The organism is Nonomuraea sp. NPDC059023 (genome assembly GCF_042740095.1).
Taxonomy (GTDB): domain Bacteria; phylum Actinomycetota; class Actinomycetes; order Streptosporangiales; family Streptosporangiaceae; genus Nonomuraea.
The window spans coordinates 537348-564334 of sequence record NZ_JBHYIO010000002.1; the positions used below are offsets into that span (position 1 = coordinate 537348).

General features: G+C 71.6%; 25 protein-coding genes. 17 read left to right on the top strand and 8 right to left on the bottom strand.

The window, feature by feature from the left end; translation table 11 throughout:
* The first annotated feature begins 22 nt into the window (after nt 1-22).
* From ACFWYW_RS05820 to ACFWYW_RS05830, 3 genes are all read left to right on the top strand, one after another.
* The gene (locus ACFWYW_RS05820) at nt 23-916 is read left to right on the top strand and encodes a Gfo/Idh/MocA family protein (RefSeq protein WP_379613640.1); all 894 of its coding nucleotides are present in this window, start codon (nt 23-25) and stop codon (nt 914-916) included.
* A 53-nt stretch (nt 917-969) separates the two neighbouring features.
* Complete coding sequence (locus tag ACFWYW_RS05825; RefSeq protein WP_379613638.1) at nt 970-1977, top strand: NAD-dependent epimerase/dehydratase family protein; 1008 nt, start codon at nt 970-972, stop codon at nt 1975-1977.
* A 65-nt stretch (nt 1978-2042) separates the two neighbouring features.
* Complete coding sequence (locus ACFWYW_RS05830) at nt 2043-3065, top strand: dihydrodipicolinate synthase family protein (protein ID WP_379613636.1); 1023 nt, start codon at nt 2043-2045, stop codon at nt 3063-3065.
* Between the two features lie 224 nt (nt 3066-3289).
* Here the strand turns inward: ACFWYW_RS05830 and ACFWYW_RS05835 are convergent, their stop codons facing one another.
* Nucleotides 3290-4495 (bottom strand): hypothetical protein, encoded by a 1206-nt coding sequence (locus ACFWYW_RS05835; RefSeq protein WP_379613634.1) that lies wholly within the window; start codon nt 4493-4495, stop codon nt 3290-3292.
* Nucleotides 4496-4563: 68 nt separating this feature from the next.
* Between ACFWYW_RS05835 and ACFWYW_RS05840 the strand changes: the two genes are divergently transcribed.
* The 5 genes from ACFWYW_RS05840 to ACFWYW_RS05860 all read left to right on the top strand — a co-directional run bounded on the left by ACFWYW_RS05840 (nt 4564) and on the right by ACFWYW_RS05860 (nt 9781).
* Nucleotides 4564-5694 carry a DegT/DnrJ/EryC1/StrS family aminotransferase gene (locus tag ACFWYW_RS05840; RefSeq protein WP_379613632.1) on the top strand — a complete coding sequence of 377 codons (1131 nt, stop codon included), beginning with the start codon at nt 4564-4566 and terminating at the stop codon, nt 5692-5694.
* Nucleotides 5695-5804: 110 nt separating this feature from the next.
* Nucleotides 5805-7058: an ABC transporter substrate-binding protein gene (locus tag ACFWYW_RS05845; RefSeq protein ID WP_379613630.1), complete on the top strand. Its 1254-nt coding sequence runs from the start codon at nt 5805-5807 to the stop codon at nt 7056-7058.
* A 57-nt stretch (nt 7059-7115) separates the two neighbouring features.
* The gene (locus tag ACFWYW_RS05850) at nt 7116-7982 is read left to right on the top strand and encodes a carbohydrate ABC transporter permease (protein WP_379613628.1); all 867 of its coding nucleotides are present in this window, start codon (nt 7116-7118) and stop codon (nt 7980-7982) included.
* Complete coding sequence (locus tag ACFWYW_RS05855; RefSeq protein WP_379613626.1) at nt 7979-8845, top strand: carbohydrate ABC transporter permease; 867 nt, start codon at nt 7979-7981, stop codon at nt 8843-8845. The genes ACFWYW_RS05850 and ACFWYW_RS05855 overlap by 4 nt, the downstream gene beginning before the upstream one ends.
* 18 nt (nt 8846-8863) lie before the next feature.
* Entirely contained in the window at nt 8864-9781 is a 918-nt protein-coding gene (locus ACFWYW_RS05860; RefSeq protein ID WP_379613624.1) for a dihydrodipicolinate synthase family protein, read from the top strand.
* Here the strand turns inward: ACFWYW_RS05860 and ACFWYW_RS05865 are convergent.
* From ACFWYW_RS05865 to ACFWYW_RS05875, 3 genes are all read right to left on the bottom strand, one after another.
* Nucleotides 9753-11693, bottom strand: a complete 1941-nt coding sequence (locus ACFWYW_RS05865; protein WP_379613622.1) for a hypothetical protein — start codon at nt 11691-11693, stop codon at nt 9753-9755. The two genes, ACFWYW_RS05860 and ACFWYW_RS05865, sit on opposite strands and share 29 nt — an antisense overlap.
* Nucleotides 11694-11770: 77 nt before the next feature.
* Nucleotides 11771-12493, bottom strand: a complete 723-nt coding sequence (locus ACFWYW_RS05870) for an amidohydrolase family protein (RefSeq protein ID WP_379613620.1) — start codon at nt 12491-12493, stop codon at nt 11771-11773.
* Nucleotides 12490-13212, bottom strand: coding sequence for an amidohydrolase family protein (locus ACFWYW_RS05875; RefSeq protein ID WP_379613619.1), 723 nt, complete (start codon nt 13210-13212; stop codon nt 12490-12492). Before ACFWYW_RS05875 ends, ACFWYW_RS05870 begins: the two co-directional genes overlap by 4 nt.
* 104 nt (nt 13213-13316) lie before the next feature.
* On the opposite strand from ACFWYW_RS05875, the gene ACFWYW_RS05880 reads away from it, so the two are divergent.
* The 5 genes from ACFWYW_RS05880 to ACFWYW_RS05900 all read left to right on the top strand — a co-directional run bounded on the left by ACFWYW_RS05880 (nt 13317) and on the right by ACFWYW_RS05900 (nt 20113).
* Nucleotides 13317-15299 (top strand): PQQ-binding-like beta-propeller repeat protein, encoded by a 1983-nt coding sequence (locus ACFWYW_RS05880; protein ID WP_379613618.1) that lies wholly within the window; start codon nt 13317-13319, stop codon nt 15297-15299.
* 293 nt (nt 15300-15592) lie between these two features.
* Entirely contained in the window at nt 15593-16261 is a 669-nt protein-coding gene (locus ACFWYW_RS05885; RefSeq protein ID WP_379613616.1) for an amidohydrolase family protein, read from the top strand.
* Entirely contained in the window at nt 16258-16977 is a 720-nt protein-coding gene (locus ACFWYW_RS05890) for an amidohydrolase family protein (protein ID WP_379640916.1), read from the top strand. The genes ACFWYW_RS05885 and ACFWYW_RS05890 overlap by 4 nt, the downstream gene beginning before the upstream one ends.
* Nucleotides 16974-18134 carry a DegT/DnrJ/EryC1/StrS family aminotransferase gene (locus ACFWYW_RS05895; RefSeq protein ID WP_379613610.1) on the top strand — a complete coding sequence of 387 codons (1161 nt, stop codon included), beginning with the start codon at nt 16974-16976 and terminating at the stop codon, nt 18132-18134. The genes ACFWYW_RS05890 and ACFWYW_RS05895 overlap by 4 nt, the downstream gene beginning before the upstream one ends.
* Complete coding sequence (locus ACFWYW_RS05900) at nt 18131-20113, top strand: PQQ-binding-like beta-propeller repeat protein (RefSeq protein ID WP_379613608.1); 1983 nt, start codon at nt 18131-18133, stop codon at nt 20111-20113. Before ACFWYW_RS05895 ends, ACFWYW_RS05900 begins: the two co-directional genes overlap by 4 nt.
* A 243-nt stretch (nt 20114-20356) precedes the next feature.
* Here the strand turns inward: ACFWYW_RS05900 and ACFWYW_RS05905 are convergent, their stop codons facing one another.
* On the bottom strand, nt 20357-22297 hold the full coding sequence (locus ACFWYW_RS05905) for a hypothetical protein (RefSeq protein WP_379613606.1): 1941 nt from the start codon (nt 22295-22297) through the stop codon (nt 20357-20359).
* Between the two features lie 73 nt (nt 22298-22370).
* On the opposite strand from ACFWYW_RS05905, the gene ACFWYW_RS05910 reads away from it, so the two are divergent.
* Nucleotides 22371-23051, top strand: a complete 681-nt coding sequence (locus ACFWYW_RS05910; RefSeq protein WP_379613604.1) for a histidine phosphatase family protein — start codon at nt 22371-22373, stop codon at nt 23049-23051.
* Nucleotides 23052-23287: 236 nt separating this feature from the next.
* On the top strand, nt 23288-23884 hold the full coding sequence (locus ACFWYW_RS05915; protein ID WP_379613602.1) for a TetR/AcrR family transcriptional regulator: 597 nt from the start codon (nt 23288-23290) through the stop codon (nt 23882-23884).
* Here ACFWYW_RS05915 and ACFWYW_RS05920 read toward each other — a convergent pair.
* Complete coding sequence (locus tag ACFWYW_RS05920; RefSeq protein WP_379613600.1) at nt 23862-24323, bottom strand: hypothetical protein; 462 nt, start codon at nt 24321-24323, stop codon at nt 23862-23864. The two genes, ACFWYW_RS05915 and ACFWYW_RS05920, sit on opposite strands and share 23 nt — an antisense overlap.
* Before the next feature lie 204 nt (nt 24324-24527).
* Between ACFWYW_RS05920 and ACFWYW_RS05925 the strand changes: the two genes are divergently transcribed.
* Together ACFWYW_RS05925 and ACFWYW_RS05930 are read left to right on the top strand one after the other, a co-directional pair.
* Entirely contained in the window at nt 24528-25076 is a 549-nt protein-coding gene (locus ACFWYW_RS05925; RefSeq protein WP_379613598.1) for an RNA polymerase sigma factor, read from the top strand.
* Nucleotides 25069-25338 carry a hypothetical protein gene (locus ACFWYW_RS05930; RefSeq protein ID WP_379613596.1) on the top strand — a complete coding sequence of 90 codons (270 nt, stop codon included), beginning with the start codon at nt 25069-25071 and terminating at the stop codon, nt 25336-25338. Before ACFWYW_RS05925 ends, ACFWYW_RS05930 begins: the two co-directional genes overlap by 8 nt.
* Here ACFWYW_RS05930 and ACFWYW_RS05935 read toward each other — a convergent pair.
* Complete coding sequence (locus ACFWYW_RS05935) at nt 25316-26263, bottom strand: serine hydrolase domain-containing protein (protein ID WP_379613594.1); 948 nt, start codon at nt 26261-26263, stop codon at nt 25316-25318. The two genes, ACFWYW_RS05930 and ACFWYW_RS05935, sit on opposite strands and share 23 nt — an antisense overlap.
* Before the next feature lie 124 nt (nt 26264-26387).
* Nucleotides 26388-26870, bottom strand: a complete 483-nt coding sequence (locus tag ACFWYW_RS05940) for a pyridoxamine 5'-phosphate oxidase family protein (RefSeq protein WP_379613592.1) — start codon at nt 26868-26870, stop codon at nt 26388-26390.
* Between the last annotated feature and the right edge of the window lie 117 nt (nt 26871-26987).

A 26987-nucleotide genomic window follows, 5' to 3' on the forward strand; every position in this document is an offset into this window, starting at 1 on the left:
GAAACGATGGGGAGGAATCACCATGCGGATCGCACTCGCCGGTCTGGCCACCAGTCACCCGTACACCGACGCCAGGACCCTGGCGCGCCATGCCGAGCTGACCGTCTGGGAGCAGGATCCGGAGCGCCTGGCGCGGTTCGTGGAGGAGCATCCGCGGGCCAAGGTCGCGGGCGGCCTTGAGGAACTGCTGGCCGCGGAGCCGGACGGGGTCGTGCTCACCGTGCCGAACCCGCAGGCGCCGGCGGCGCTGGGCGCGGTGCTGCGGACCGGGGCGCCGGTCTTCATGAACAAGCCGGCCGCCGCCTCCAGGGAGCAGCTGGAGGCCCTGGACCGGCTGGACATCACCGACCGGGTGCTGTCGACGTCAGTGCTGCGCTTCGCGCCGGCCTTCGCGGGGGCGCGCGTGGATCCGGCGGAGGTGCTGGCGGTGCGGGCCACCGTACGGCACGACGTGGGGATCTGGGCGACGGGCTACAACCCGTGGCAGGACACGCCCGGCCAGGGCGGCGGGACCATGGTGACGATGGGCGTGCACGGGGTGGAGCTGCTGGTCGCGCTGCTCGGTCCCGACGTACGGCTGGCCGGCGCGGCCGGTGCCGTACGCCACTACGAGGGCCTGCGCTCGGAGGACACCGGTGTGATGGCGCTGCGCTGGGGGAGCGGGATCACCGGCACCGTGGAGATCATCGGGGTCTCCGAGGACGAGGCGTACACCGTCACCGTCCACACCCGCGACGGCTCCAGAGAGATCGCCATCGAGGCGGGCGAGGACCACCTGAAGGGTCTCGGGTACGAGGGGACGGTCAACGCGTTCCTGGACATGGTCGCCGGCGCGCCCAGCCCGGTGCCGTGGGAGCAGACCCGCGCCATCCTCGAAGTGCTGATTTCGGCGCGCGAAGCGGTCCCTACCCATTGACAGGGCGAGACTCCGATAGTTACGGTCTGGACCGTAAATGAGAGGAGTTCGGGGTGCGGACGGTATCGGAGCTCGAAGAGCGGCTGGCGCGACCGAGCGCGGGGCTCGTCGACGACCTGGCCAGGCTCGACGGCGACATCATGATCCTGGGTGCGGGCGGCAAGCTGGGCCCCAGCCTGGTCAGGCTGGCGCTCAACGCCACGCGAGGCGGCAAGCGCGTGGTGGCGGTGTCCAGGTTCTCCGAGCCCGGCCTGGCCGACGCGCTGACCGCGGAGGGCGCCACCGTGGTCAGCGCCGACGTGGCCGACGAGGCCGCGCTGCGCGACCTGCCCGACGTCGAGAACGTGGTCTTCCTGGTCGGCGCCAAGTTCGGCACCCAGGGCGCCGAGCACGCGACCTGGTTCACCAACTCCTACCTGCCCGGCCGGGTCGCCGACCGGTTCAGGCACAGCAGGATCGCCGCCCTGTCCACCGGCAACGTCTACCCGCTCACGCCCGTCACCAGCGGCGGCGCGACCGAGGAGACCAAGCCCGGCCCGGTCGGCGAGTACGCGATGAGCTGCCTCGGCCGCGAGCGCGTCATGGAGCACTTCAGCGAGAAGTACGGCACCCGCCTGGCCCTCATCCGGCTCAACTACGCGGTCGAGATGCGATACGGCGTGCTCGTCGACCTGGCGCAGAAGATCGTCGCCGGTGAGCCCATCGACCTGGCCACCGGGCAGGTCAACGTCGTCTGGCAGGGCTACGCCAACGAGGTGACGCTCCGGGCGCTGCTGCACGCGGACGCTCCGCCGTACCTGCTGAACCTGACCGGACCCGAGCTGATCTCGGTGCGGCAGGCGGCGCGGGACCTCGGCCGCGCGATCGGCAAGGAGCCGATCCTCGTCGGCGAGGAGGCGCCCACCGCGCTGCTGTCGAACGCGGGCAAGTGCCACCGCCTGTACGGCTACCCGGAGCTGACGCCGGCCGAGCTGATCGAGCACACGGCGCGCTGGGTGTCCGAGGGCGGGCCGCTGCTCGGCAAGCCGACCAAGTTCGAGCGGCGCGACGGCCGGTTCTGATCAGCATGCTCTTCGACCAAGGGGGAAATCACGTGCTCAGCACGGCTCCAGACGCTCATACGTCCGTGCGTGACCTGTTCAGGCGCGGCCTGGTCATCCCGGCGCACCCGCTCGCGCTGGACGCGGGCAGGAAGCTCGACGAGCGCCGCCAGCGGGCGCTGACCCGCTACTACGTGGACGCGGGCGCGGGCGGGCTGGCCGTGGGCGTGCACACCACGCAGTTCGCCATCCACGGCACGCCGCTGCTGGCGCCGGTGCTGGAGCTGGCCGCGGAGACCTCGCGCGAGGCGGGACGGGAGGTCGTGCTGGTCGCCGGGGCGACCGGGCCGACCGCGCAGGCCGTGGCCGAGGCCGAGCTGGCCAGGACGCTGGGCTACCACATGGTCCTGCTCAGCCCCTACGCCGAGCTGGACGAGGACGCGCTCATCGAGCGGGCGCGGGCGGTCGGCGAGGTGCTGCCGGTGATCGGCTTCTACCTGCAGCCCGCCGTGGGCGGCCGGACGTTGTCCAGGGACTTCTGGACCCGCCTGGCCGGCGTCGAATCCGTCGTCGGGATCAAGGTCGCGCCCTTCGACCGCTATCGGACCCTCGACGTGTTGCACGGTGTGGTCAGGGCAGGGCGCTCCGACGAAGTGGCGCTCTACACCGGCAACGACGACCACATCCTGGCCGACCTCATCACCCCGCACCGGGTCATCGTGGACGGGCGCGAGGTCGAGGTCGAGTTCGTCGGCGGGCTGCTCGGGCAGTGGGCGGTGTGGGTGGGCAAGGCCGTCGGCCTGCTGGAGGAGGCGCGGCGGGCGCGCGGCGGTGACGACGAGGCGGTACGCCGCCTGCTGAGCCTCGACGGCCACCTGACCGACGCGAACGCGGCCATCTTCGACTCGGCGAACGGGTTCCACGGGTGCATTCCGGGCATCCACGAGATCCTGCGGCGGCAGGGGCTGCTGGCCGGGCGCTGGTGCCTGGACCCGGAGGAGGACCTGTCGCCGGGGCAGCTCGCCGAGATCGACCGGGTGTGGGCGGCGTACCCGTGGCTGCGGGACGACGAGTTCGTGGCCGAGGGCCTGGACCGGTGGCTCTCCTAGAGAACGACCCCGAGCCCCGGCGCCGCCTCCCGGCACCGGGGCTCCACCACGCCCACCTCCCAAAGCCCTCCACCCGAGTGCTGACCTCCCTCGGGCTGACATCCGGTGGGTTGACCACCTGGGGGTTGACATCCTCCGGGCTGACCTCCTGGGGCCGGACATCCTCCGGGGTGACATCCCCAGGGGTGACATACCCGGGGCTGACAGCCCGTGGGTTGAGGGCGCTACAGGGTGAGGCGGTAGAGGGTGAGGGGGCGGCCGCTGCTGCCGCTGGTGAGGTTGCCGGTGCGTTCGGCCAGGCCCGCGAGCTCCAGCCGGTGCAGCATCCTGCGCGCGGTCCGCTGCTGTACGGCCAGCCGCTCCGCGATCTCCCGCGTGGTCAGCGGCTCACCCCCGGAGGCGTCCCGCGCCTCCAGCAGCCGCTCCAGGGTGGGCACCGACAGCCCGACCCGCCGGGCCAGCACGGACAGGTTCTGCTCACCGGCCGGCGTGCTGGTCACCGACTCCAGCACGATGTCGGTGTCGGCCCGCAGCGACAGCACCGCCGCCACGTCCCCGATCCGCCGGGCGCGGGCGAGGGCCCGGCGCGCCAGGCTCTCCGCCTCGGCGGCGCTGCGTCCGAGGCCGAACCCGACCCGCACCCCCCGGCCCCCCGCCGCCAGCCGCCCGAGCATGGGCAGCCCGGTGAACCCGCCGGTGGCGTCGTACAGCGGGCCGCGGGTGGTCACCAGCAGATGGGTGCCGCCCCGGAACCCGGCCAGCGTGCCGCCGAGCGCGGTGGCCTCGCGCAGCAGCCCGTCCTCTCCGTCCACGTCGATGAGCCCGAGCGCGATCTGCGCGTCCTCCCGCTCCTGCCCTTCCGCGGTCAGCAGGAGCTGGCGCAGCGCCACCCGCACCGAGTGCACCGACGGCGCCAGCCGCAGCACGTGCATCTCCCCGCGCAGCGCCTCGTGCACCGAGCTGAGGCAGGTGATCACCGGGTGGCCGGGCCCGCGCCGGTGGAAGGCGATGGCCTTCTTGGAGGTCATCTCCGGGCGGTAGCCGAGCGTGCGCAGCTGGTCGGTGGGCAGTCCCGCCTCGGTGAACGTGGCGGTGACGTCGGCGGGCGCGAGCGTGTCGATGGACAGCCGGGTGACGTCGTAGCCTTCGTGCTGCAGCCGTACCAGGCCGCTGAGCAGCGTGGCGCCGGAGTAGTCCACGAACGAGGCGGGCCGCGAGAGCATGTCGGCGTCGCGGGCCAGCATGTACGGGACGATGCCGGTGAACAGCCAGCCCTCCACGGCGTTGGCGTGGGCCTCGACGATGGCGGGGGCCTGCGACTCGTGGTCGTAGTCGAGCCGCAGCGCGCTCACCCCGGGCTGCTCCTCGCAGGTGGCCGCGACGTCGTCGACCAGATCATGCGGGCCGACGACCCCGATGACGATACCCACCCTCGCCTCCTTCTTCACTATTACGGTCAAGACCGAAAGGTTAACTTGTGACTCTCAAGTTTCCAAGCATGGCCGAATCCGCCGGCCGTACCCTCGGTGACGAGGAGATCGCGGCGCTGGAGCGGGTGATCCGTTCCGGCATGCTCAGCTCCGTCTGGGGGACGGAGGTGCGCGCGCTCGAAGCCGAGGTCGCGCGGATGTACGGCTCCCGCCACGCCATCGCGTGCAGCTCCGGCACGGCGGCCCTCCATCTCTCGGTCGTGGCGGCCGCACCGGACCCCGGGGACGAGATCATCACGACACCGATCACGGACTTCGGCACGGTGGCCCCCATCTTGGCGCAGAACGCCGTCCCTGTCTTCGCCGACGTGGACCCCTCCACCGGCATTCTCGATCCCGGTTCCGTCGCCGGGCTCATCGGCCCCCGCACCCGCGCGATCATGGTGGTCCACCTGTTCGGCGCCCCGGCCCCGATGGCCGAGTTCCGCGCGCTGGCCGACGAGCACGGCCTGGCCCTCATCGAGGACTGCGCCCAGGCGTGGCTGACCGAACTGCCCGGCGGCCGGTACGCGGGCACCGCGGGCGACGTCGGCACCCTGAGCCTGCAGCAGTGGAAGCACATCACCAGCGGCGACGGCGGCCTGACCCTCACCGACGACGACGAGCTGGCCAGGCGCATGCGCCTGTTCGCCGACAAGGGCTGGGACCGCGCCCGCGGCCGTTCCCACGAGAGCCTCGGCCTCAACTACCGGATGACCGAACTGCAGGGCGCGGTGGCCCGTGCCCAGCTGGCCAAGCTGCCCGGCGTGCTGGCCGACCGGCGGCGCACCGCCGTACAGCTGATCGAAGATCTCAAGGGCCTGGATCGAGTACGGCTGCCGCGCCCCGGCGGTCACGCGTGGTGGTTGTTCCCGCTCGTCCTCCCCGGCGGCGAGGCCCGCGAGGTGGCGGAGAAGCTGCGCGGGGACGGAATTCCGGCACGGGCCGGATACCTCAATCAGACCCTCAATCACGCGCCGGTCCTCAATGCCCCCCTGTACGGGAGCTCGCGCTACCCGCTGGAGGGCTACCGGGCCGCCACCTGCCCCGAGGCCGAGCGGCTGGTCGGGGATACGCTCCTGGTCATCGACTGGAACGAGAACTACACCGGCGAGCACGTGGCCGCGATCTCCGCGAGCGTGCGGGCGCACTGCCGGTGACCGATATCCCGGAGGGCCGCCTAGTTACGGTCATGTATCAGGCATTGACCCCCTGTTCTCCCGATCGCTAGGTTTCGGTCTAGACCGGTATTACGAAGAAAGGAAGGCCCATGAGGAAGGTAGCGGTAGCCGGCCTCGCGGCCGCCTTGGGAGTGACGCTCGCCGGATGCGGTGGATCCGATGGCGGATCCGACAGCGGCAAGAGCACGGTGACGATGTGGATGTACCCCGTCATCGACGACCAGGCCAAGAGCAAGGCGTTCTGGGACAAGGTCGAGAAGGACTTCGAGGCCAAGAACGCGGGCATCGACGTCAAGATCGAGCAGCAGCCCTGGGACGGCCGCCAGCAGAAGGTGACGGCGGCGCTGGCCTCCAAGAAGGGATTCGACCTGGTTCTGCTGGGCCCCGACCAGATCCCGCAGTACGTCAAGCAGGGCACCGTCGCCCCCGTCGACGACGCGATCGCCGCCGACAAGGCGTCGTTCCGCCCCAACGCGCTGACCGCGCTGAGCGTCGACGGCAAGCTCTACGGCGTCCCGATCTACCAGACGATCACGGCGCCCATCTGGAACAAGAAGCTGCTCACCGACGCCGGTGTCACCGAAGTGCCCAAGACCTGGGACGAGGTGCTGGCCGCCGCGCCGAAGCTGGCCGCCAAGAAGACGCCGATCCTGCTCTACCCCGGCGCCCCCGAGACGTCGCTCAACCTCAGCTTCTACCCGATCCTGTGGGCCAACGGCGGCACCGTCTTCTCCGCCGACGGCAAGAAGGCGGCCTTCAACGGCCCCGAGGGCGTCAAGTCGCTGCAGTTCCTGCTCGACCTGCAGAAGGCCGGCGGCCTGCCGGCGAACGCGGCGACGCTGGCCAACGTGATCGAGGGCAGCCCGCTGGCCCAGGGCAAGGTCGCCATGTACCACTCCGCCGCCCCCATCGGCGCCACGCAGCTCGGCGCGGGCGTCGGCGAGGAGAACGTGGTCGTCGGCGGCCCGCTCGAGGGCGCCAAGAAGGTGGCCTTCGGCATCCCCGGCGGCGTCGTGCTGGCCAAGGCGTCCAAGGTCGCCGACGCGGCCAAGAAGTTCGCCGCCTACCTGGGCTCGGCAGAGGTCGCGACCCGGCTCGCCACCGAGTCCGGCTTCTTCACCGCCCGCACCGACGCCTCGCCGGCGAGCACGTCGCCGCTGGCCAAGGAGTTCGAGAAGTCGCTGGAGTTCGCCTTCCCCGGTGACACGCACCCGGCCGCCCGCCAGGTGATGACCGCGCTCGCGCCGGAGATCCAGTCGGCGCTGCAGGGCAAGAAGACCGCCCAGCAGGCGCTCGACGACGCCGCCAAGCTGGTCGACGACCAGCTCGCGGCCGCGGGCTGACGTACTCGGGGAGGCCGCCGCGCGGCCTCCCCACCCCTTCGCGAAAGGCGTGAACCTGTGCGACACCGGCTGCGCGACCCCATCACCGGGTTGCTGTTCGTCCTGCCGATGCTCGTGCTCTTCGTGATCTTCCGGTTCGTTCCGTCGCTGGGCGCGGCGGGCTTGAGCGTGACGGACTACCAGCTCGACGGGAGCTGGAGCTTCGTCGGCGTGACCAACTACGCCCGGCTCTTCGACGATCCGATCTTCATGGGAGCGCTGCGCGTCACGATCGTCTACGTGGCGATCTACGTTCCGCTGACCCTGCTCGTCTCGCTCGGCACGGCGCTGCTGCTGAACTCCGTCATCTTCATGAAGGGGATCTTCCGGAGCGCGCTGTTCCTGCCCTACGTGACCAGCTTCGTGTTCGCCGGCGTGATCTGGCGGTGGATGTACGAGTTCGACGGCTTCATCAACGGACTGCTCGCCAAGATCGATCTGGGTCCCGTCGGCTTCCTCGACGACACCGCGCTGGTGCTGCCCGCGCTGGCCACGGTCTCGGTGTGGAAGGGCTTCGGCTACTCGATGCTCATCCTGCTGGCCGGGCTGAAGTCGATCCCGGCCTCGTACCTGGAGGCCGCGCGCGTCGACGGCGCCAACGCCTGGCAGCGCTTCCGCAGCATCGTGCTGCCACTGCTGCGCCCCGCGCTGTTCTTCGTGATCGTCATCGAGACGATCGGGGCGTTCCAGGCCTTCGACGTCATCTACGTGATGACCGGCGGCGGGCCGTCGCGGGCCAGCTACAACCTCATCTACGCGCTCTACGACCAGGGCTTCGGGAACTTCAACGTGGCGTACGCGGCCACGATCGGCATCGTGCTGTTCGTCCTGGTCTTCATCGTCTCGATGATCCAGCGCCGCCTGCTCGATCGGAGCAACACATGACGATGACCGAGACCAAGCCGGTGACGGCAGCGCCCGCGCGGGCCGCCAAGCCCCGGCGCAGGACCGGCCGGCAGTGGCCGTTCGCCCTCCTGCTCGGGCTCGTCGCCGTGCTCACCGTCAGCCCGTTCCTGCTGATGCTGGTGCTGGCGCTCAGCCCCAAGAACGAGCCGACCCTGCCGCACCAGTGGCCGGACGCGCTCACGCTGGACAACCTGGTCACGAACCTGACCTCCTCCGGCTTCCTCGGCTGGACGCTCAACTCCTTCATCTACGCCGCCGTCTCCGTGGTCATCATCCTGCTGACCGCCTCCATGGCCGGCTACGCCTTCGCCAAGAAGCGCTTCCCCGGCCGCGACGCGCTGATGTGGGCGTTCCTGGCGACGATGATGGTGCCCTTCCAGGCCACGCTGATCCCGTTGTTCATCCTGATCTCCGACCTGAACGGCGCGGACACCTTCTGGGGCCTGATCGTGCCCACGCTGGCCAACTCCCAGGCCGTGTTCCTCATGCGGCAGTTCATCCGCGACCTGCCCGACGAACTGTTCGAGGCCGCCAAGGTGGACGGCGCCCCGGAATGGCGCATCTACCTGCAGATCGTGGTGCCCCTCACCAAGCCGATCCTGGCCACGCTGGGCGTCTTCGTCTTCCTGTGGCACTGGAACGACTTCCTGTGGCCGCTCGTGGCGACCAGCAGCGAGGAGATGCGCACGCTCACCGTCGGCCTGTCCACGCTGCGCGGCGAGCAGTTCCCGCAGTCGATGGAGATGGCCGCCGCGGCGATCTCGGTGGTGCCCTGCCTGGCCGTCTTCTTCCTGCTGCAGCGCTACCTCGTCAACAGCATCGCGATGACCGGGTTGAAGTAACCCTTAGGCTGGTTCGACATGAGCACGGCAATCGACCCACGCGCGGCCGACCTGCGCGAGCGCCTGCGCGGGACGCTGGTCGCCGCCGCGGCCACCCCCATGACCACCGCGGGCGAGGTCGACCTCGACCTGGTCTCCGCCTACCTCGCCGGCCTGGTCGCCGACGGGGCGGGCGGGCTGGCGGTGCTGGCCCACACGGGGCGCGGGCCGTACCTGAGCGAAGGGGTGCGCGCCGCCGTCGTCGAGCGCGCGGTCGCGCTCGGCGTGCCCGTCGTGGTCGGTGTCGGGGGTGCCGGGGGTGTCGGGAGTACGGACGTCGTCGCGCAGGCCAGAGCGGCGGCGCGGGCGGGAGCCGCGGCGCTCATGCCGTTCCCGTCGCCCGGCGACCGCGTGGCCGAACACCGGGCCGTGTGGGAGGCCACCGGGGTGCCCCTGATCGCCTTCGACCTCTACAGCCTGCCCTGCCCGCCGGACGTGCTGCGCGCGCTCGTGGCGCTGCCGGGCGTGGCCGGGCTGAAGGCGGCGCTGCTGTCGGACGCCATGGCCTGCCAGCGCACGATCGCCATCACCCGCGAGGCGGGCCGCCTGGCCATCACCGGCGAGGACCGCATGTTCGGCCCGTCGCTGCTGTGGGGGGCGGAAGCCGCCCTGGTCGGCCTCGCGGCGGCGCACGTGGGGGTCACCGCCGACGTGCTGCGCGCCTACCAAGGCTCCGACCTGCGGGCCTTCGAGGACGCCTCGGCCCGTCTCGACCGCCTGGCCGAGGCCACGTTCACCGAGCCGATGGAGGGCTACGTCCAGCGCATGTTGTGGCTGGCGGCCGAGGAGGGCCGCATCCCGGCCACCCACGCCCACGACCTGTACGGCCCCGACCTGGGGTCGGAGCCGCTCAGCGTCAAGGACATCCTCACCGGTACGGCGAGATCGCCACGCTGACCAGGTTGCGGCCCTTGATGGCGTACAGGGATCGGTGGTCGGGGGCGATGTTGAGCTTGGAGCCGCCGCCGAACCAGTCGCTCGCGAGGCCGGTGACGATCTTCTTGACGGTCCAGGCGCGCAGGTCGACGCGGTAGACGGCGTTCACGTCGCTGGTGTAGGCGGTGAATCCGGCGATGAGCAGGTCGCCGCCGCGCTCGCTGACCTTGAGCGTGCGGGTGATCTTCCGCTTCAGCAGGTGGTACTCGAACAGCACGCCCGTGTTGGTGATGCCGTAGACCGCCAGCGGGGTGTGGGCGAGGTCGGTGACGGCGGCGATGCCGGGCAGCGGTTCGAGCTGCCAGGTGACCTTGCGGGTGCGCAGGTCGAAGGCGGCCAGCTTCGCGGTGGGGGTGACCGGGGGCGAGCCGAGTCCTTCCTGGGTGCTGGTGCCGCAGTAGAGCGTGCCGAGGTAGGCGGTGACGGAGAAAATGGTCTGGCGGTCCACGACCGGGCGGTAGGTGTCGAGCCTGCCCGTCCTGGGGTCGTAGATGTCGAGGGCGCCGTTCTGGTGGCCGGGTTCCGGCTGGGTCGGCATGGCGATCAGGCCGGTCAGGCGGTCGTAGGCAAGGTCCTTGGGCCGGTCCTGGTTGTGTCCGGTGCGGAACAGCAGCTTGGCCTCGGACTGGCCGGCCTTGTGGGCGTACAGGGCGCCCTGGGTGTAGACGCCCAGGTACGTGGTGCCGCGTACCGTGATCATGGTCTTCGGTTCGCCGGGGATGGGCAGCCTGGTGACCTTGCCGGTGGCCAGGTCGTGCAGGTCGGCGCCGCTCTTGCCGCCGACGTAGACCGTTCTGCCGTCGGAGTGCACCGACATGGGCGCCTCGGCCGCGGCGCGGAAGCCCCGCTGCACGTGGCTGAGGTAGTCCATGGCGCCCGTGGCGGGGTCGTAGACGAAGACGCCGCTGTCCTGCAGGCCGTACACCTTGCCCTTGTGCTCCAGGATGCGGACCGTCTGCGCCTCGGGGAACGGCACGCCGAGCACCTCGGACCTACCGCTGGCGAGCTCGTAGCGGTAGACGGTCCCGGAGGGGCGGCCGGCGAAGTAGACCCAGCCGTCGAAGATGAGGACGGCGACGGTGTACTTCTCGCCGGGCGCCGACGCCTTGACGATCTTGTAGTTGGCCGGGTCCGCCTTCTCGATCACGACCAGCTCGGCCGTGGAGTTGAGTCCGCCCGCCAGGTGCGTGTCGCTGCTGGACATGCTGGAGACCCAGTCGCGGTCGGCCAGCTCGGCGGGCAGCAGCTGGCGCTTGCCGCCGGTGCGGCGGTCGATGGCGATGAGGTGGGCGTTGGCGCCGACACCGGCGTAGACGTACTGGTCGTCGGCCTGGATGCTGCGCACGTACGCCTCGCCGGGCGCGGGCTGGCCCAGGTCGCGGCTGGTCTTGGTGACCGGGTCGTACTCGACCACGCGGCCCGGCTCCGACATGCCCATGTAGATCTTGCCGTCGGGGGCGGCGGCCATGGTCCAGATGAAGTGGTCGGGATACTCGGCGAGCTTGGTGGCGGTCCCGGTCAGGGTGTCGATCTTGTACAGGTCGGAGCGGGAGTGGGTGCCGACGTAGACGTCGGTGCCGGACTTGCACATCGCCCAGACGCCGACGCCGGTGGGGATCTCGTAATGAGCGGTGATCCTGTCCTGGGTGAGGTCCCAGGCGCCGACCACGTTGGGCGACAGGCCGCGCGAGCCCATGTAGAGCACCTCGCCCACGAACTCGCCGTTGCCCAGCGGGCTGGCCACACTGGCCGGGCCCAGGTCGGTGAGCGTGCCCTCCGCGGGAGTCGCCGCGGCCATGGCCGGTGCCGCGGGTAAGGCGAGGGCGGCCGTCGAGGCGGCTGCGGCCTGGAGGAAACGTCGGCGGGGGATCATGGGCTTGCTCCTTGCGTCAAATAACGGCCTGGACCGTAATTGGTGCCAGCGGGGGTGCGGCCGGTGGTGCGGCGGGGTCAGACGGGCAGGTCGAACAGGGCCGCGGCGTTGCGCCAGGCGACCTTTTCGGCGGTCTCCGGGTCGAGCCGCGCGGCGGCGACCGCGCCGAACGCGGAGGCCGGGTCGATGAGCGTGGAGTCGGTGCCGAACAGCAGCCGGTCGGGGTTCACCGCCGCGGCCACCTCGGCGATGCGCCGGGCGGGCGCGTGCGAGTAGCAGGGCTCCAGGTAGAGGCGGTCGCAGCCGCGCGCGGCCTCGATGGCGTGGCGGTGGCCGTCGGCGCCCATGTGTCCCGCGATGACTTTGAGCCCGGGAGTGTCGCGGCAGGTCGCGGCCAGGTCGAGGACGGTCGGGCCCCACGTGTGGACCAGCGCGGGCACGCCGTGCGCGGCGACCAGCGCGAGCGCCTCGCGGGTCTGCGGGGAGTCCGCGGGGGAGCGGGTGTAGTCGGTGTGGATCTTGACGCCCTTGAACCGGCCGGTGGGCAGGTACTCGCGCAAATCCTTCTCGGCCTGGTCCAGGCGGCGGGGGTTGATCGTGACGTAGCCGTAGTGGCGGTCGGTCGTGGCCAGCCAGCCGTCCAGCGCGCGGTTGCCGGTCGCCGGGTCGTAGATGACCGCCTCGGTGGCCGACACGATCGAGCGGCCGATGCCGTAGCGGTCCATGACGGCGTGGTTGAGCGCGGCCACGTCCATGGTGAAGAACCACGGGCCCCAGTGCGCGTGCACGTCGATGATCATCCGAGCAGCCTCCTCGCGTTGCCGCCGGCCACCGCGGCGATCTCCTCGGGCTTGAGCCCGCTGGTCGCCAGCCGCAGCAGCGGGACGACGGGCTCGTAGTGCGGAGTGCGCGAGCCGTACAGAAGCCGCTCGGCCGGTACGGTCTCCAGCGCGTCGGGGGAGTTGAGCAGCCGGGTCGAGGTGTGGAAGCCCGGCTCGTCGGCGGCGGCGACCAGGAAGTCGCCCAGGTGGTAGAAGTGCGTGTCCAGGAAGACCACGCTCGCGCCCAGCCCGGCGAACGGCTGCCAGAACCTGCGCACGTCCCCGCCGGTGAGCACGGTCAGCCCGAGTTCGGCCGCCTTGCGCGCCACGTGCCGCACCGACGGGAACCCGGCCTCCACCCCCTGCTCGTCGGGGAACAGCCGGATCGCCCGCACGCCCAACGGCACGAGGCGCTCGATCTCGCGCACCGCGCCGAGGGGGTCGCGCAGGTCGACGGTGCCGACCGGGACCACGTCCGGCAGCGCCAGCACCTCGTCGTTGCCCGTGCGCATGTCGAACAACGCCGCCCGCAGCGACGCCACCGCCCCGGCCCGGATGCCGTGCTCGGTCAGCGTGCCCAGGACCGAGTCCGGGTCGCCGGGCGGGCCGTCGCGGTCGGCGTACGCTCCGACCAGCACGTCCACGTCAAGGGTCACCGTGAGTTCGCCGATCAGCTCGCGCGCGTCGAACGCCGTCACAACCGCCTCCATTGACTATTCGCGCTCAGAACATTACGGTCTGGGCCAAAATTGAGCAAGAACAATGATGCGTCCGCTCACCCCCCACTCGCAGAAAGCCTCCCATGCGCGCATTCTCCGCGATCGCGGCGGCCGTGCTGGCCCTCGCTCTCGCCGCCCCCCTTCCCGCCCACGCCACGCCGCCCGGCCCGGAGCCCGGGAGGTGTGACGGGACACGGGTCGAGACGTTCGGGCCGGCTTCGGTGACCGGGGCGATCGTCGGCGCCGCCGTACACGACGATCACGCCTATGTCGTGACGCGCGGCCAGAAACCGCCGGTGCTCGCCGACATCGACCTGAGCACCCGCAAGGTGGTCAGAAGCGTCACGCTCCCGGACGGCCCCGCGACCGGCGAGCCGGAAGGCGGCTGGGCCACGGCGGTCTCCGGCGGAAAAGTGTACGTCGGGACGTATCCCGTGCCCGATCTGTATAGCTTCGACCCGGCCACCGGTGAGGTGAAGCATCTGCACTCCTTCGGGAAGAACGGCGGCTTCGTGTGGAGCCTGGCCGCCGCGCCCGACGGCAAGCTGTACGCCGGGACCTACCCCGACGGGCGCGTCTGGGAGTACGACCCGGCCACGGCCGCCGTCAGGAACTTCGGGGTCCTGGCCGCCGGGGAGCGATACGTCAGGGCGCTGGCCGCCGACGCCACCCACGTCTACGCGGGCCTGCTCGACAAGGGCAGGCTCATGGCCATCGACCGCCAGGACGGCACCGTCCGGCAGCTCGCCCAGGGCACGACCGGCATCGGCGTCGTGGCCGAGCACGGCGACCGGGTGCTCGCGGTCAGCGGCCCGACGCTGATCGACGTGCGCAAGGACGGCTCCGACCTGCGTACGGCCGCCTCGGCACCGCTCGACGCGCTCGTCTCCGCCCCGGACGGCACCGTCTACGGCACCTCCCGGCCCGACGGCGCCGTGCACCGCTACCGCACCGGCGACGCCGCCACCACCCGGGTGGCCGATCCGCCTTCGCAGGGCGACGAGACCCGCCGCCTGGTCCTGACCGGCGCGGACACGCTGACCGGCTTCTCGGGCAGCGGCGGGATGTGGTGGCTGGACCTGCGTACCGGGAAGTCGGAGTTCGCCGACCTGATCGACGCTGGATTGCCCGCGGGGGCCGAGCGCGTCCAGAGCATGCTCCTCGTGCCGAACCGGGCCGTGTACATCGGCGGCCACTTCTCCATGGACGTGCGCGACCTGCGTACCGGCAGGCAACGCCGATTCCGGGTGCCGGGCGAGCCCAAGGACATGGTGCGGCGCGGGAACAAGATCTACGCGGCCATCTACCCCAGCGGCCAGATCCTCGAGATCGATATCCGCACCGACAAGCTGCGCAGCCTCGGCTTCCTGGGACACGACCAGGCGCGGCCGTGGGACATCGAGTACGACCCGGTCCGCGACAAGCTCCTGGTCGCCTCGGCCCCGCTCGGCGCCAAGCTGAACGGCGCGCTGTCGATCGTGGATCCGGACACGGGGGCCAAGGACGTCTATGCCGGGATCATGCCGGACCAGAGCCTCATGAGCCTGTCGCTGGATGCCGTGCGCGGCATCGTGTACCTGGGCGGCGACGTGCTGGGCGGCGGCGGCACCCCACCGACCCGGACCTCTGCCTCCATCGCCGCCTTCGACCTGAAAAAGCGCCAGATTCTCTGGCAGGTCGATCCTGTCGCCAATTTCCGCACTTTTCAGGACATCAAGGTGCATCGGGGCCTGATCTACGGGGTCTACAAGCGCAACTCCGGCGCCTGGATCGCCCTCGACCTCGCCACCCGCACCGTCAAACACCAGGGCACCCTTTCCGGGTACGGCGAGCTGACCGTGCACCGGGGCCGGGTGTTCACCTCGGCCTTCTTCGGCGGGGGCAACGCGTACCTGCTGGGCTCCGAGGCCAAGCCGGTGGCGGCGGGGCTGGGTGACGACTGGTACACCAACCCGCAACTCCACTTCGAACCCGGCTCCTGGAAGGCCTGGGCCCTCGTCGGCCGCACCCTCGCCCGCCTCGACCTCACCCCCACCTGCCCACCCCTGACCCCACCCACCCCCTGACCACCCGCTGCTCCCCACCCTGTGACCTGGCCCGCCACATGGCCCCACCCGCCGCTGGCTGGGCCAGGGCCGCGCCACCCCGGAGGGGTCGCACGCCGAGTCCCGAGGGTGTCCCGCGCCGGGAAGCGCTTCACCCGTGCGCGCCACCCTCGCGGGCCTGCCCCGTTACCCGAGGACACGGATCGGCACGGGACTGGGGGCGGGGCCAGAGGGCGGGACCGGCGCGGGACCGAGGGTGGGGTGAGGGCGGGGCGGTCTTGACCGGGGTTGCGGGGCGCGGCTAGTTTCGGTCTGTGCCGAAATACGTCACGGACGCCCACCGCCTGATCGGCCCCGTGCCGTTCGACGACCTGCCGGAGGACCCGCGCCCCGACATGTCCCGGCTGGGCATCCAGCGCGCCCACGTGACCCACACCCTCAGCCTCTACTCCGACGCCAGAGCGGGCAACGAAGCGCTCATGGAACTGAAGGACCCGGCCCTCCAGCCGGTCCCCGTCCTGGTGCCCGAGTCCTTCGAGCCGATCCCGGACTGGAGCGTGCCGATGGTCCGCCTGTGCCCGTCCAGGCACCGCTTCGAGCTCACCGGGCCCACCACGCTCCGGTGGCTGCGGGCGATGGAGACCACGGTGGCCGTCGAGTTCGAGGAGACCTCGCCCGGCCAGCTCCTCGCCCTCGCCGGGCACCTGCCGCACCAACGCGTCCTGCTGCTCACCCCCGGCTACCGCCACCTGCGTACCATCGGCGAGCTCATGGCCGAGATCCCCAACCTGTGGCTGGAGATCGGCACCGTCAACACCCAGCGCGGCGTCGAGTGGCTGGCCGGACTGTACGGCCCCGAGCGCCTGGTCTTCGGCACCGGCGCCCCCGTCCTCGACGACTGCGGCCCGCGCTTCCTGCTCGACCACCTCGACCTGCCGGAGAAGGACGTCGAGCTGATCGCGACGGGAGGCAGCCTGCTGTGATCCTCGACGCGCACGGCCACCTCGGCCCCTGGCCCGACTTCCTCATCCCGGACAAGACCGCCGACGGCATGGTCGAGCTGATGGACCGCCTCGGCATCGACGCGATCGGCATCAGCCACCTGCTCGGCGTCGGGCCGTCGGCCGAGGAGGGCAACCGGCTGGCGTTCGAGGCGGCCGGGCGGTATCCGGGCCGCATCGGCGTCTGGCAGGTCTACAACCCGCACCAGCGCAACCGCCTCACCACCGAAGGCGTCTGGGGCGTCAAGATCCACCCGGACGTGCACCAGTGCCGCCTCGACGACCGCCGCTACGACCCCGTCTGGGAGCTGGGTCTGCCCGTGCTCGCGCACGGGCAGACCGACTCGCCGTGGAGCGATCCGGTCCAGTTCACGACCGTCGCGCGGCGCCATCCGCACGTCCCGCTGCTGCTCGGTCACGCGGGCCTGTGGCCGTACGGCTTCGCCCGCGCCGCCGAGCTCATCCACGGCCACCCGAACCTCTACCTGGAGATCTGCGGCTCCAAGATGACCGGCCGCTGGATCGCCAAGCTGGCCGCCCTGGCCGGCGCCGACCGCGTCGTCTACGGCTCCGACTCCTGCTTCCTCGACCTGCGTGTCGGCTTCGGCCGTGTCGCCCTGGCCCCGGTCAGCGACGCCGACCGTGCCCTCATCCAGGGCGGCAACCTCGCGCGCGTGCTGAAAGGACGCCTCGCATGACCCTCGCCATCCACGGCGGCACCCCCGTCCGCACCACCCCGTGGCCCGCCTGGCCGCCGCCGCTCGACGACGCGCAGCGCAAGCTCGTCACCGGCGTACTCGACAGCGGCCTGTGGGGAGCCACCCAGGGCGGTTCCGCCTGCGCGGACCTGACCGCCGCGTTCGCCCGCCTCTCCGGCGTCCGGTACGGCGTCGCCGTCGGCAACGCCACCCTGGGCCTGTTCGCCGCGCTGCGCGGCCTGGGCGTCGGGCCGGGCGACGAGGTCATCGTGCCCGCGTACACGTTCGTCGCCTCGGCCACCTCGGTGCTGCTGGCGGGAGCCGTGCCGGTGATCGTGGACGTGGACCCGGTGGACCTGCACCTGACGGCCGCCGCGGTCGAGGCCGCCGTCACCGGGCGCACGGCCGCGGTCATGCCGGTGCACCTGGCCGGCAGCCCGGCCGACATGGACGGCATCAACGCGGTAGCCGTACGACATGGGCTGAAGGTCGTCGAGGACGCGGCGCAGGCGCACGGCGCGAGCTACAAGGGCCGCCCGATCGGCGGGCTCGGCGACGCCGGCGTCTACAGCTTCCAGGCCAGCAAGGCGATGACGGCGGGGGAGGGCGGGCTGATCGTCTGCCGCGACGAGGCGGACCATGAGGCGATCTGGTCGGTCTGCAACCTCGGACGCAAGCTCGGCGGCCAGTGGTACGGCCACCCGAACGTCGGCTGGAACCTGCGCCTGACCGAGATCCAGGCGGCGCTGCTGCTGCCCTGGCTGGACCGGCTGGACGCGGAGATCGCCCGGCGCAACGCGTTCGCCGCCGAGGTGGAGCGGGGGCTTGCCGCGACCGGGCTGCCGGTGAGCGTGGTGCCGCAGCCGCCGGGTACCACGCTCGACTCGCGTCACCTGCTGATGCTGCGCGTGCGCGTGCCGTTCGACCGGGCCTTCTTCCTGGAGGCGATGGCGGCGGAAGGGGTGCCGCTCGACGGCGGGTACCCGCCGCTCGGCACGATGGCCGCGCTCACCGAGGCCGGGGCGCGGCCTGAGCCGTGCCCCGCCACCGAGGCCGCCACGCGCGAGGTGGTCTGGATGCGCCAGTCGATGCTCATGGACGATCCCGCCCATGCCTCGCACCTCGTCGAGGCCCTCACGAAGGTGCTGCACGCATGATCTTATGGAAGGGAGCGCTCGCGGCCGTCCTGGTCGCGGTCACCGCGCTCACCCCGGCCCCCGCCCCCGCTCCGGAGAGCCTCGGCGTCCCGCTCCAGGACGTACTGCTGCTCGGCGGCGCCGTGGCCCCCGGGCCGGAGGGCAGGACGGTGATCTGGAGCGCCTCCTCCGGCGGCCCCGCCCACCTCAACGCCGTGGACCCGGCGACCGGGGCGCAGACGTCCAGGTTCGACCTGCCCGGCTCCGGCGGCGCGTGGGCTGTGGAGGCCACACCCGACGGCAGCGTGTACGCCGGCACGTACGGCGGCTCAAAGCTCTTCCGCTGGACGGCCCAGGGCGGCGTCCAGGATCTCGGAAACCCGCTCCAGGGCGAGACGTTCGTCTGGACACTGGCCGCGGGCGAGGGCGCGACCGTCTACGGCGGCACCTCGCCGGGCGGCAAGCTCTTCGCCTACGACCCCGCCACCGGCGTACGCGACTACGGCCGCCTGTCCGCGGCCCACGCCTACATCCGCAGCGTCTCCCACGCCGGCGGCAAGATCTACGCCGGCACCGAGGCGCCCGCCAAGATCTTCGAGGTGGACGCGGCCAGCGGCGCGATCAAGGAACTGCCCGCCCCCGAGGACCCCACCGGCAAGTGGGCCTACGACGTCAACACCGCCGCCGGCTACCTCTACGTACGGCTGGGCAGCGCCAGTCCGGGCCCCCTGCATGTATGGGACATCGCCGCGGGCAAGTGGACCGACCGGCTGGAGGCCGCCCACGGCCTGGACGTCTCGCCCCCGGACGACGAGGGGCGGGTCTACTTTGTAAAGGGCGGCGAGCTCGTCCGCTACGACCCCAAGACCAGGGCCACCACCCCCACCGGCCTGCCGATCACCGGCCGCGTGGCCAACACCCGCGGCATCGGATGGGCCGAGCTCGGCCTGCCCGACTACCCGGGCAAAAGCCTCGTCGGCCTGCTCTGGCGCGGCCTGATGTTCCGCTACAACCCGCAGACCGGCGCCAAGGCGTTCGTGCAGAGCGGCATCAAGGGCGAGCCGATCGACGTCACGGCACTGTCCGAGGGCCCCGACGGCCGCATGTACGCCGGCGGCTTCCTCAACGGCGGCTTCGCCGGCATCGACCCCGAGTCCGGCAAGGCCGAGGAGTTCCACACGTTCTCGCAGAGCGAGGACATGACCACACACCGGGGCAAGCTGTACATCGGCGCCTACCCCGAGGCCCGCGTCTACTCCTACGACCCGCGCCTGCCGTGGAACAGCACCGAATACTCACCCAGCCCGCAGCCCGGCCCGGCCCCGAACCCCGCCCGCCTGTACGACGGGGCCGCCGACAAGCAGATCCGCCCGCGCGCCATGGTCTCGGCCGGCCGCTACCTGGCCGTCGGCACCATGCCCGACCTCGGTCACCTGGGCGGCGTCCTGTCCATCTGGGACCCGGAGGCAGGGCGCCTGAAGTTCTCGCAACGCAACGTCGTCAAGGACCAGTCGATCGTCGCGCTCGCCTACCGCGACGGCATCGTCTACGGCGGCACCTCCATCTACAGCGGCCAGTCCGCCACCCCGCCGACGCAGCAGGAGGCCAAGCTGTTCGCCTGGTCGGTGCGCGAGAACCGGCTCCTGTGGGAGATCGTCCCCGCCCCCGGCAAGCCCGCCATCCCCGCCCTCGCCTTCGACGCCGCCGGGCGGTTGTGGGGGATCGCCGGTGGGGAGGTGTTCGCGGTCAACACCTGGGCCCGCAAGGTCGTCAAGCGCGTGGTGCTGTCGTCGAGCAAGAGCGCGAGCGGACAACTGGCCTTCAACCGCCGCGACCTTCAGTTGTACGGCGCGCATGCCGGTCAGTCGGTGTTCCGCCTGAACCCGTTGACCGGCCGCCACGCCGTGCTGCGCTCGGGGCCGGTCCACCAGCTTGCGGTCCACCGCTCGGGCGACGTCTACTTCGCCGAAGGCCCCACCCTCTACCGCCTCCACCCCTAACCACCACCCACCCACGCACCCGGCTCGGGTAACCCCGGTCCCGCACCCGAAAGGGCGCCGGGGCCGGGGTCGCCGTTTAGCCGCCCCTAGACGGGATTGGGCCCGCCCAGGGTGGCCCGATCCCCCCTGGTGCCGCCCGACCCGCCCTCTGGCCGGGTGCGTGGGGGTTCGGGCCCGGATCGCCCGGGGTGGGACATGATCCCGCCCTCTGGTGGGGTGGGCGGGGTGGTCAAGGTGGGTGGGTCAGCAGATGCGGTAGGTGTAGAAGTTCTCGAAGCGCGACAGATACAGGTGCCCGTCGGCGCCCTTGAGCAGGTTCGAGATCGGCCGGGCGATCAGCGTGACCGCCAGCGTGGCCCGGTCGATCCGGTAGGCCTTGCCCTGCACCTTCCCCCACAACATCCCGTTGTGGAACTCGAGGTTGGTGTCCAGCCACACCTGCGTGGCGGTGGCCCACGGATAGGTCTGGTGCTTGGTGGTACGCAGCGTCTGCCCGGTCACCGGGTCCATCTCGAACACCGCGTCCGGCGTGAGCCCCCACAACCGCCCGGCGTCGTCGAAGGTGATCGACCCGAGCGCCAGGTCACCCTCCACCGGCGCCGTCACCCACTTCAGCGCGTCGGCGGCGATGTCGTAGGCGAACATCTTGGCCGCGGTGTCCTGCGGGGTGCTGATGCCGCCGAAGGCCGAGGTGGCGCCGTAGACGACGCCGTCGCGGTAGGCGAGGCCGATGACGGAGTGGCCGGGGACGAGGTTCCGCCTGATGACCTTCTGGCCGGTGTCGGGGTTGAGCAGGCCGAGGGCTCCGCCGACGGTACCGGATTTGGGCACGGTGCCGAACGCCAGCCACTCGCCCGCGGAGATCATCGCGAACGGCCGGTCCTGCTCCTGGTCGGAGAGGGAGAGCAGTTGGGTGGGGGTGGCGCCGTCGAAGGAGTAGATGCGGGCGCCGGGGTAGACGCCGAGGTAGAGCTTGCCCTTGTGGGTGACGATGCCTTCGCTCTGGCCGACGTTCGGCCAGAACTGGGAGTCGCCGGTCTTGGGGTCGTAGGCGGCCAGGCCGCCGGTGAAGAAGCCGCCGGCGTAGACGCGGCCGTCGGGGCCGTTGCCCATGGAGCGGATGCTGACGTGCTGCCCGGTGACCGTGGATTCGAACCTGCGGCCCTTGCCGGTACGCCGGTCGTAGTGCCACATGCGGCCGGTGGAGCTGGTGCCGACCAGGACGTCGCCGCGCCAGCCGAGGGGCCGGGCGGCGCCGCCGCCGAGGTCGGTGAAGCCGGTGGGCCGGACTTTTCCGGATCTGAGGTCGAGGGCGCCGAGCTGGTCGTTCTGGACGAGGTACACCTGGTCGCCGCGGCGTCCGCCGCCGACGGTCAGGCTGTCGACGTCGTCCACGACGTGTTCCCAGCGGCGCTCGCGCAGGTCGTAGACGCCCATCGGGTTGACGCCCGTCGAGGTGGCGAACCTGACCAGCAGCCGGTGCCCGATCACGTCGAGGTCGTAGGCGTAGCCGTTGCCCTGGATGGGTGGGTCTATGACCCGGAACGGGGTGCCGTCGGGGCGCAGGACCGCGACCTTCATCGACTGGGCGCCCATTCCGGCGTAGACGGTGCCGTCGCGGGCGATGGCCAGGTCTCTGATGAACTGCTCGCCGGGCACGGGACTACCCAGGTCGCTGAGGCGGCCGGTGCGGGTGTCGTACCGGATGAGCTTGCCGTTGGGTGAGGTGCCGGCGTAGACGGCGCTTCCGCCTGGGGCGGCCGCGACGGTCCAGACGAAGGTCTCGCCGGGTGCCGCGATGCCGAGTTCGGTCACCTTGCCGGTGGCGGGGTCGAAGCGGAAGAGGCGGCCCATGGCGCCGGCGGTGGCGTTGTAGCTGCCGACGTAGACGGAGTGGTCGGGGGCGACGGTCACCGCCCAGGAGCCGAGGGCGAGGGGGAGCGGGTGTTCGGAGACGAGCCGCGCGTCGGCGGCGTTCCTGACCGCCAGTACGGCGGGGCCCGAGGCGCTTGAGGTGACGGTGTAGACGCGGCCGCGGTCCATGGCCGCGCCGGCGGTGGTGGCGCCGGTGAGGGGCAGTGTGCCGAGGGTCTGGAACCCGCAGCCGGTGGGTGGCGCGGATTCGGCCCGGACCGGAGTGGCGAAGGTGAGGAGGAGTAAGAGGGCCGCGATGAGTGTTCGCATGGGAGGCCTCCATGGCATCTGTTAACGGTCTTGACCGTAATTAGAAGAAAGGTCTTCTGGCAACATGGCGGGCATGAGCGGACCGGTGCGGATCATCGCGGTGCGGCACGGCCAGAGCGAAGCCAACCTCGCCTACGAACGGGCGCGCGAGCGTCCCCTCGTCTACGAGCGCGGCGACCAGGAGGTCACCCTGACCGATCTCGGCAGGCGGCAGGCGGCTGCGGTGGGGCACGTGCTGGCGGCGTTGCCGGAGGCGGAGGCGCCGGAGGTGGTGTGGTGCTCGCCGTACCTGCGGGCGCGCGACACCTGGGTACACGCGCAACGGGCGTGGGGCGTCGGGGCGACGCTGCCCCTCACCGTGGACAAACGCCTGCGCGACCGGGAGATGGGCGCCCTGGCCCCGTTCAACCGCGCGGCCGTCGCCGAGCGCTTCCCCGAGGAGGCCGCCCGCTTCCTGTCCGAGGGCGAGTACGCCTTCCGTCCGCCGGGCGGCGAGTCCTTCGGCGACGTCGTGGTACGGCTGCGCGCCTTCGTCGGCGACCTGCGCGCGACCGCCCGCGGCCGGCGGGTCCTGATCGTGGCCCACGACGCGGTCGTCCTGCTGCTGCGCCACGTCCTGGCCGGCAAGCCCGACGCCGAACTGCCCGCCGTGCACCGCTACGCCCCGATCCGCAACGCGTCGGTCTCCACCTGGCACGTGGTGGACGGGCGGATGGAAGTGCTGTCGTTCAACGACGTGACGCACCTGGCCTGAGACCGGGCCGCCCCGCCACTGCGGGTGGCGGGGCGGCCGGAACGGGCGGCCGTGCCACGCGACGGCACCACAGCCCCGCGCACCCCCCAGCCGGCAAGGCGGCGATCCACCTCCCGGATGGATGTCCCCGACGGTAGGGGAGACCGCTTTCGATTCGCTTTTCCGGCCCCGCTTCCCCCGCCGCGTACCCCAGGAGGAGGCCTTTGACCGTTCCCGGCATCGCTACCGTTGGGTTCATGCCCAAGACACCCGACAGCTCCCGCCGCAGCGAGCACTCGCGCCAGGCGATCCTCGCGGCCACCCGTGCCCTGATCTCCGAGGTGGGCTACGAGAAGGTCGCCATCGAGGCCATCGCCGCGCGGGCGGGCGTCGGCAAGCAGACGATCTACCGGTGGTGGCCGTCGAAGGGCGCCGTGATCTTCGATTCGATCCTGGCGCTCAGCGAGGACGCCGATGGACAGGACATGGCGCTGCCCGACACCGGAGATCTGGAGGCGGACCTGAAGCGGGTGATGCGCGCGACCGTCGCCGAGTTCGCCGACCCGGACTTCGAGAAGCCGATCCGGGCGCTGACCGCCGAGGTGATCAACGACGCCGGGCTGGCCGCGCAGTACCGGGACAAGCTCGCCCGGCCCGTGGACGAGGCCAAGAAGGCCCGGCTGCGCAGCGCGCAGCGGGCCGGGCAGCTCGCCGCCGACGCCGACCTGGACCTGGTGCTGGAAGTGCTCTACGCGCCGCTGTTCCAGCGGTGGTTGCAACGCTCGGGCCCGCTCACGCCCGCGTACGCCGACGCGCTGGTCGAGGCCGCGCTCAGGGCGTTTCGGCCCGGGTGAATTCGGCGATCCAGTTGGTCTCCCAGGTACGCTCGCCGTCCACCGAGAAAGCCTGCTCCCACCGGCAGTGGTCGGCGTCGATCCTGATCCAGAGGAAGCGGCAGCGCACCGGCGTGCCCTCGTGCTGGTCGTCGCAGAAGAACTCGCCGCGGTCGCCGTCGAAGCGGCCCACCACGGGCGGCAGGCCGAGGACGGGGTCGGCGCCGCTGATCCAGTAGATCGACCAGAGGTCGGTGGCGGGGTCGTGCAGACGCAGCGTCAGCCCCGAGGTCCCCTTGGTGGGGAAGGTGACCTCGTCACAGCTCGCCGCGCCGGACAGGTGCCGCGTGGCGCGCGTGTACCCGGGGAACTCCTCCCAGTCGTCGCTGCCCGCCAGCCGCTTGGTCAGCTTGCGCTGGTGCGAGGTCCAGGTGCCCTCGAAGAAGTCGAAGTTGTTCATGGGCAGAAGCTAGGAGCGCGTCACTGACATCTCCTGTCAGTGCCTGAATCCTTTTATGGGGTTCCTGCCTCTTATGTGTGTCCCGGCGATCCCGCCGGGACCTGACCCGGAGGTTTCGCATCATGACCATCGCCATCATCGCCGTCGCCGCCGTGCTCGTCTGCACGTGTACGGTCGTCGTGCTGCGCCGCAGGAGCCGTAGCCGTGGCTGACACGACCTGGCCCGACGAGCGTCTCATCGCGGCCGCGCAACGGGGCGACGTCGACTCCATCGCCGCGCTGGTGTCGCGCTCGCAGTCGCACGTACGGCGGTTCGCCCACGCGTTGTGCACCACCCCGGAGGACGCCGAGGACGCCGCGCAGGAGGCGCTGATCATCCTGTATCGCAAGATCGGGGTGTTGCGGGCCTCGGCGGCGCTGGCGTCGTGGATGTTCCGCATCGTCCGCAACGAGTGCCTGCGCCGGGCACGGACGCTGACCGGGTACCACCTCCCGATCCTCGACAGCGCCGGGCGGTCGGCCGAGGAGGAGGTGCTGCTGCGCCTGGAGGCCGGGATCGTGGCGGAGGCGATCGCCGAGCTGCCCGCCGACCAGCGCAGCGTGCTGATCATGCGCGACGTCCAGGGCCACAGCGGGCGGGCGGTGGCCGCCGCGCTCGGCCTCAGCACCCCGGCCATGAAGTCCCGGCTGCACCGCGCCCGTACCACGGTCCGCGCCTCGCTGCTGAGCTCGGTGGGGGGCGACCATGGCTGACGGACGTGACTTCGCCAGCGGGTCGCTGCCCCGGCACCTGGTGCGCGGCGTGCTCGGCTTCGGCGCGCTGGCCGCCGCGCTCGCGCTGCTTCCGGTGACCGGGCCGGTCAGCCTGCTCCTGGCGCCGCTCGGCCTGGTGGCGCTACGCGGGTGCCCGACGTGCTGGGCGATCGGTCTGGTGCAGACGATCTCCAGGGGACGGCTGCGGCGCAACTGCGTGGACGGGCGGTGCGAGCTGACTAGCTCCAGAACCCCGTCGTGAACGCCGCCCGGAGTGCCGCGTGGGCGGCGTCGTCGTACGGGGTCATGCTGAGGCTGAGCTGGCGGGCGCCGTCGGCGCTGTGGAAGGACAGGGTGGTGTAGCCGAGGATGGCGCCGCGGTGGCCGTAGGCGGTGCCGCAGGGGGTGCCGGCGATCTCCAGGCCGAGGCCGTGGTCGCCGCCGATGCCCGGCGTCTTCATCAGCGTGAGCTCGGCGGGTGGCAGCAGGCCGCCGGTGAGCAGGGCGTGGAAGAAGGTGTTGAGGTCGGCGGTGGAGGACATCATGCCGCCCGCGGCGCCGGCCGCGGTGGGGTCGAGGCGGGTCACGTCGCGGGGCCTGCCGCCGGTCATGAGGTAGCCGCGGGCGTGCGGGCCGTTGATCGCGGTCGAGGAGGTGGGGGTGCGGGTGGCCGTCAGCTTCAGCGGCTTGATGATCCGGTCGGTGATCTCCCTGGTGTACGGCCGGCCGGTCACCTCCTCGATCACCATGCCGAGCAGGAGGTAGCCGGTGCCGGAGGGGGCGTACCGGGTGCCGGGGTCGGACAGGACGGCCAGATTGACGAGGTCGCGCGCCCGCCGGGGGCGTGTGGGGCCGGTGTGCTCGGGCAGGCCGCTGGTGTGGCCGAGCAGGTGCCGGATGGTGATGTCCGGTGCCGCGTTCCGCAGGTGGGCGCCGAGCGGGTCGTCCAGCCCGAGCCGGCCCTCGGCCACGAGTTGCAGTACGACTGTGGCGGTGAAGGCCTCGGTGACGCCGCCGATGCGGAAACGGCCGTTGACGGGGGCGCGGCGCGGGCGGCCGAGCTCGATCACGCCCGAGGCCAGCCTGGTCGTGCGGCCGTCCCACCGGAGCTCCGCGATCACCGCGCCCGCTCCGGCCGCCACGATCCTGTCCAGTTCCGGCTGTAGTGGGGCGGTGGTCACGCGCACGATGGGCCCTTCCGAGGGGGGATGACCCTTCGACACTGGCAGCCCGGAGATCGCCGCGCCTCCCGCCTGAAGCCGAGTCCGCGCCTCCGTCGCTGGTCGGAGCGGCACCGACCAAAGTCGTGGTTCAGGGGGTCACGGCGATGCGGTGGTCATAGGACAGGCCGTGGGGTGAGCAGGGCACGCCCGTCTCGCGGGGGCACAGGACGTGGTGGTCCTCGGCGCGCGCCACGTACAGGCGGTAGGGGTGGGGCGCGCTCAGATACTCGGGGGTCATGGGACGGCCGCCGCGCGACGGGTCGCCCGGGTAGACGGCCAGGGCGGGCTCCAGGTCGGTGACCTGCCCGGCCGTGGCTGACATGTAGACCGCCTGGCCGCTGCCCGGGGCGACCCGGGAGTCGAAGACGACCATGCTGAGCCGAGGGCGGACCGCCAGGTTCCGGGAGTGGACGGTTTCGGGGGAGGAGACCCAGTAGAAGTCGCGGTAGCCGTCGTGGGCGAAGAACACCGGGTTGGCCCACGGGGTGCCGTCCCGGCCGGCGGTCGCGAGCGTCACGTACACGTTGGCGTCGATGATGGACCGGGCCATCGCCGCCAGGTCGTCGTTCATCGGGATCGTCCGCCTCTCCGGTGGGTCGCGCCGGGCTCTCGATGGCGTGCGCTCCCGGTCGAGGCGGCAACCCTAGTCCCCGGACGCCGCACGGGCCAGTGCGGCGTCCGGGGAGCG

Coding starts and splice junctions, on each gene's coding strand:
- ACFWYW_RS05820 (WP_379613640.1), top strand. CDS start 23: ATGCGGATCGCACTCGCCGGTCTGGCCACCAGTCACCCGTACACCGAC.
- ACFWYW_RS05840 (WP_379613632.1), top strand. CDS start 4,564: ATGGCCGAATCCGCCGGCCGTACCCTCGGTGACGAGGAGATCGCGGCG.
- ACFWYW_RS05845 (WP_379613630.1), top strand. CDS start 5,805: ATGAGGAAGGTAGCGGTAGCCGGCCTCGCGGCCGCCTTGGGAGTGACG.
- ACFWYW_RS05855 (WP_379613626.1), top strand. CDS start 7,979: ATGACGATGACCGAGACCAAGCCGGTGACGGCAGCGCCCGCGCGGGCC.
- ACFWYW_RS05860 (WP_379613624.1), top strand. CDS start 8,864: ATGAGCACGGCAATCGACCCACGCGCGGCCGACCTGCGCGAGCGCCTG.
- ACFWYW_RS05865 (WP_379613622.1), bottom strand. CDS start 11,693: ATGATCCCCCGCCGACGTTTCCTCCAGGCCGCAGCCGCCTCGACGGCC.
- ACFWYW_RS05870 (WP_379613620.1), bottom strand. CDS start 12,493: ATGATCATCGACGTGCACGCGCACTGGGGCCCGTGGTTCTTCACCATG.
- ACFWYW_RS05880 (WP_379613618.1), top strand. CDS start 13,317: ATGCGCGCATTCTCCGCGATCGCGGCGGCCGTGCTGGCCCTCGCTCTC.
- ACFWYW_RS05895 (WP_379613610.1), top strand. CDS start 16,974: ATGACCCTCGCCATCCACGGCGGCACCCCCGTCCGCACCACCCCGTGG.
- ACFWYW_RS05900 (WP_379613608.1), top strand. CDS start 18,131: ATGATCTTATGGAAGGGAGCGCTCGCGGCCGTCCTGGTCGCGGTCACC.
- ACFWYW_RS05905 (WP_379613606.1), bottom strand. CDS start 22,297: ATGCGAACACTCATCGCGGCCCTCTTACTCCTCCTCACCTTCGCCACT.
- ACFWYW_RS05910 (WP_379613604.1), top strand. CDS start 22,371: ATGAGCGGACCGGTGCGGATCATCGCGGTGCGGCACGGCCAGAGCGAA.
- ACFWYW_RS05915 (WP_379613602.1), top strand. CDS start 23,288: ATGCCCAAGACACCCGACAGCTCCCGCCGCAGCGAGCACTCGCGCCAG.
- ACFWYW_RS05920 (WP_379613600.1), bottom strand. CDS start 24,323: ATGAACAACTTCGACTTCTTCGAGGGCACCTGGACCTCGCACCAGCGC.
- ACFWYW_RS05930 (WP_379613596.1), top strand. CDS start 25,069: ATGGCTGACGGACGTGACTTCGCCAGCGGGTCGCTGCCCCGGCACCTG.
- ACFWYW_RS05940 (WP_379613592.1), bottom strand. CDS start 26,870: ATGAACGACGACCTGGCGGCGATGGCCCGGTCCATCATCGACGCCAAC.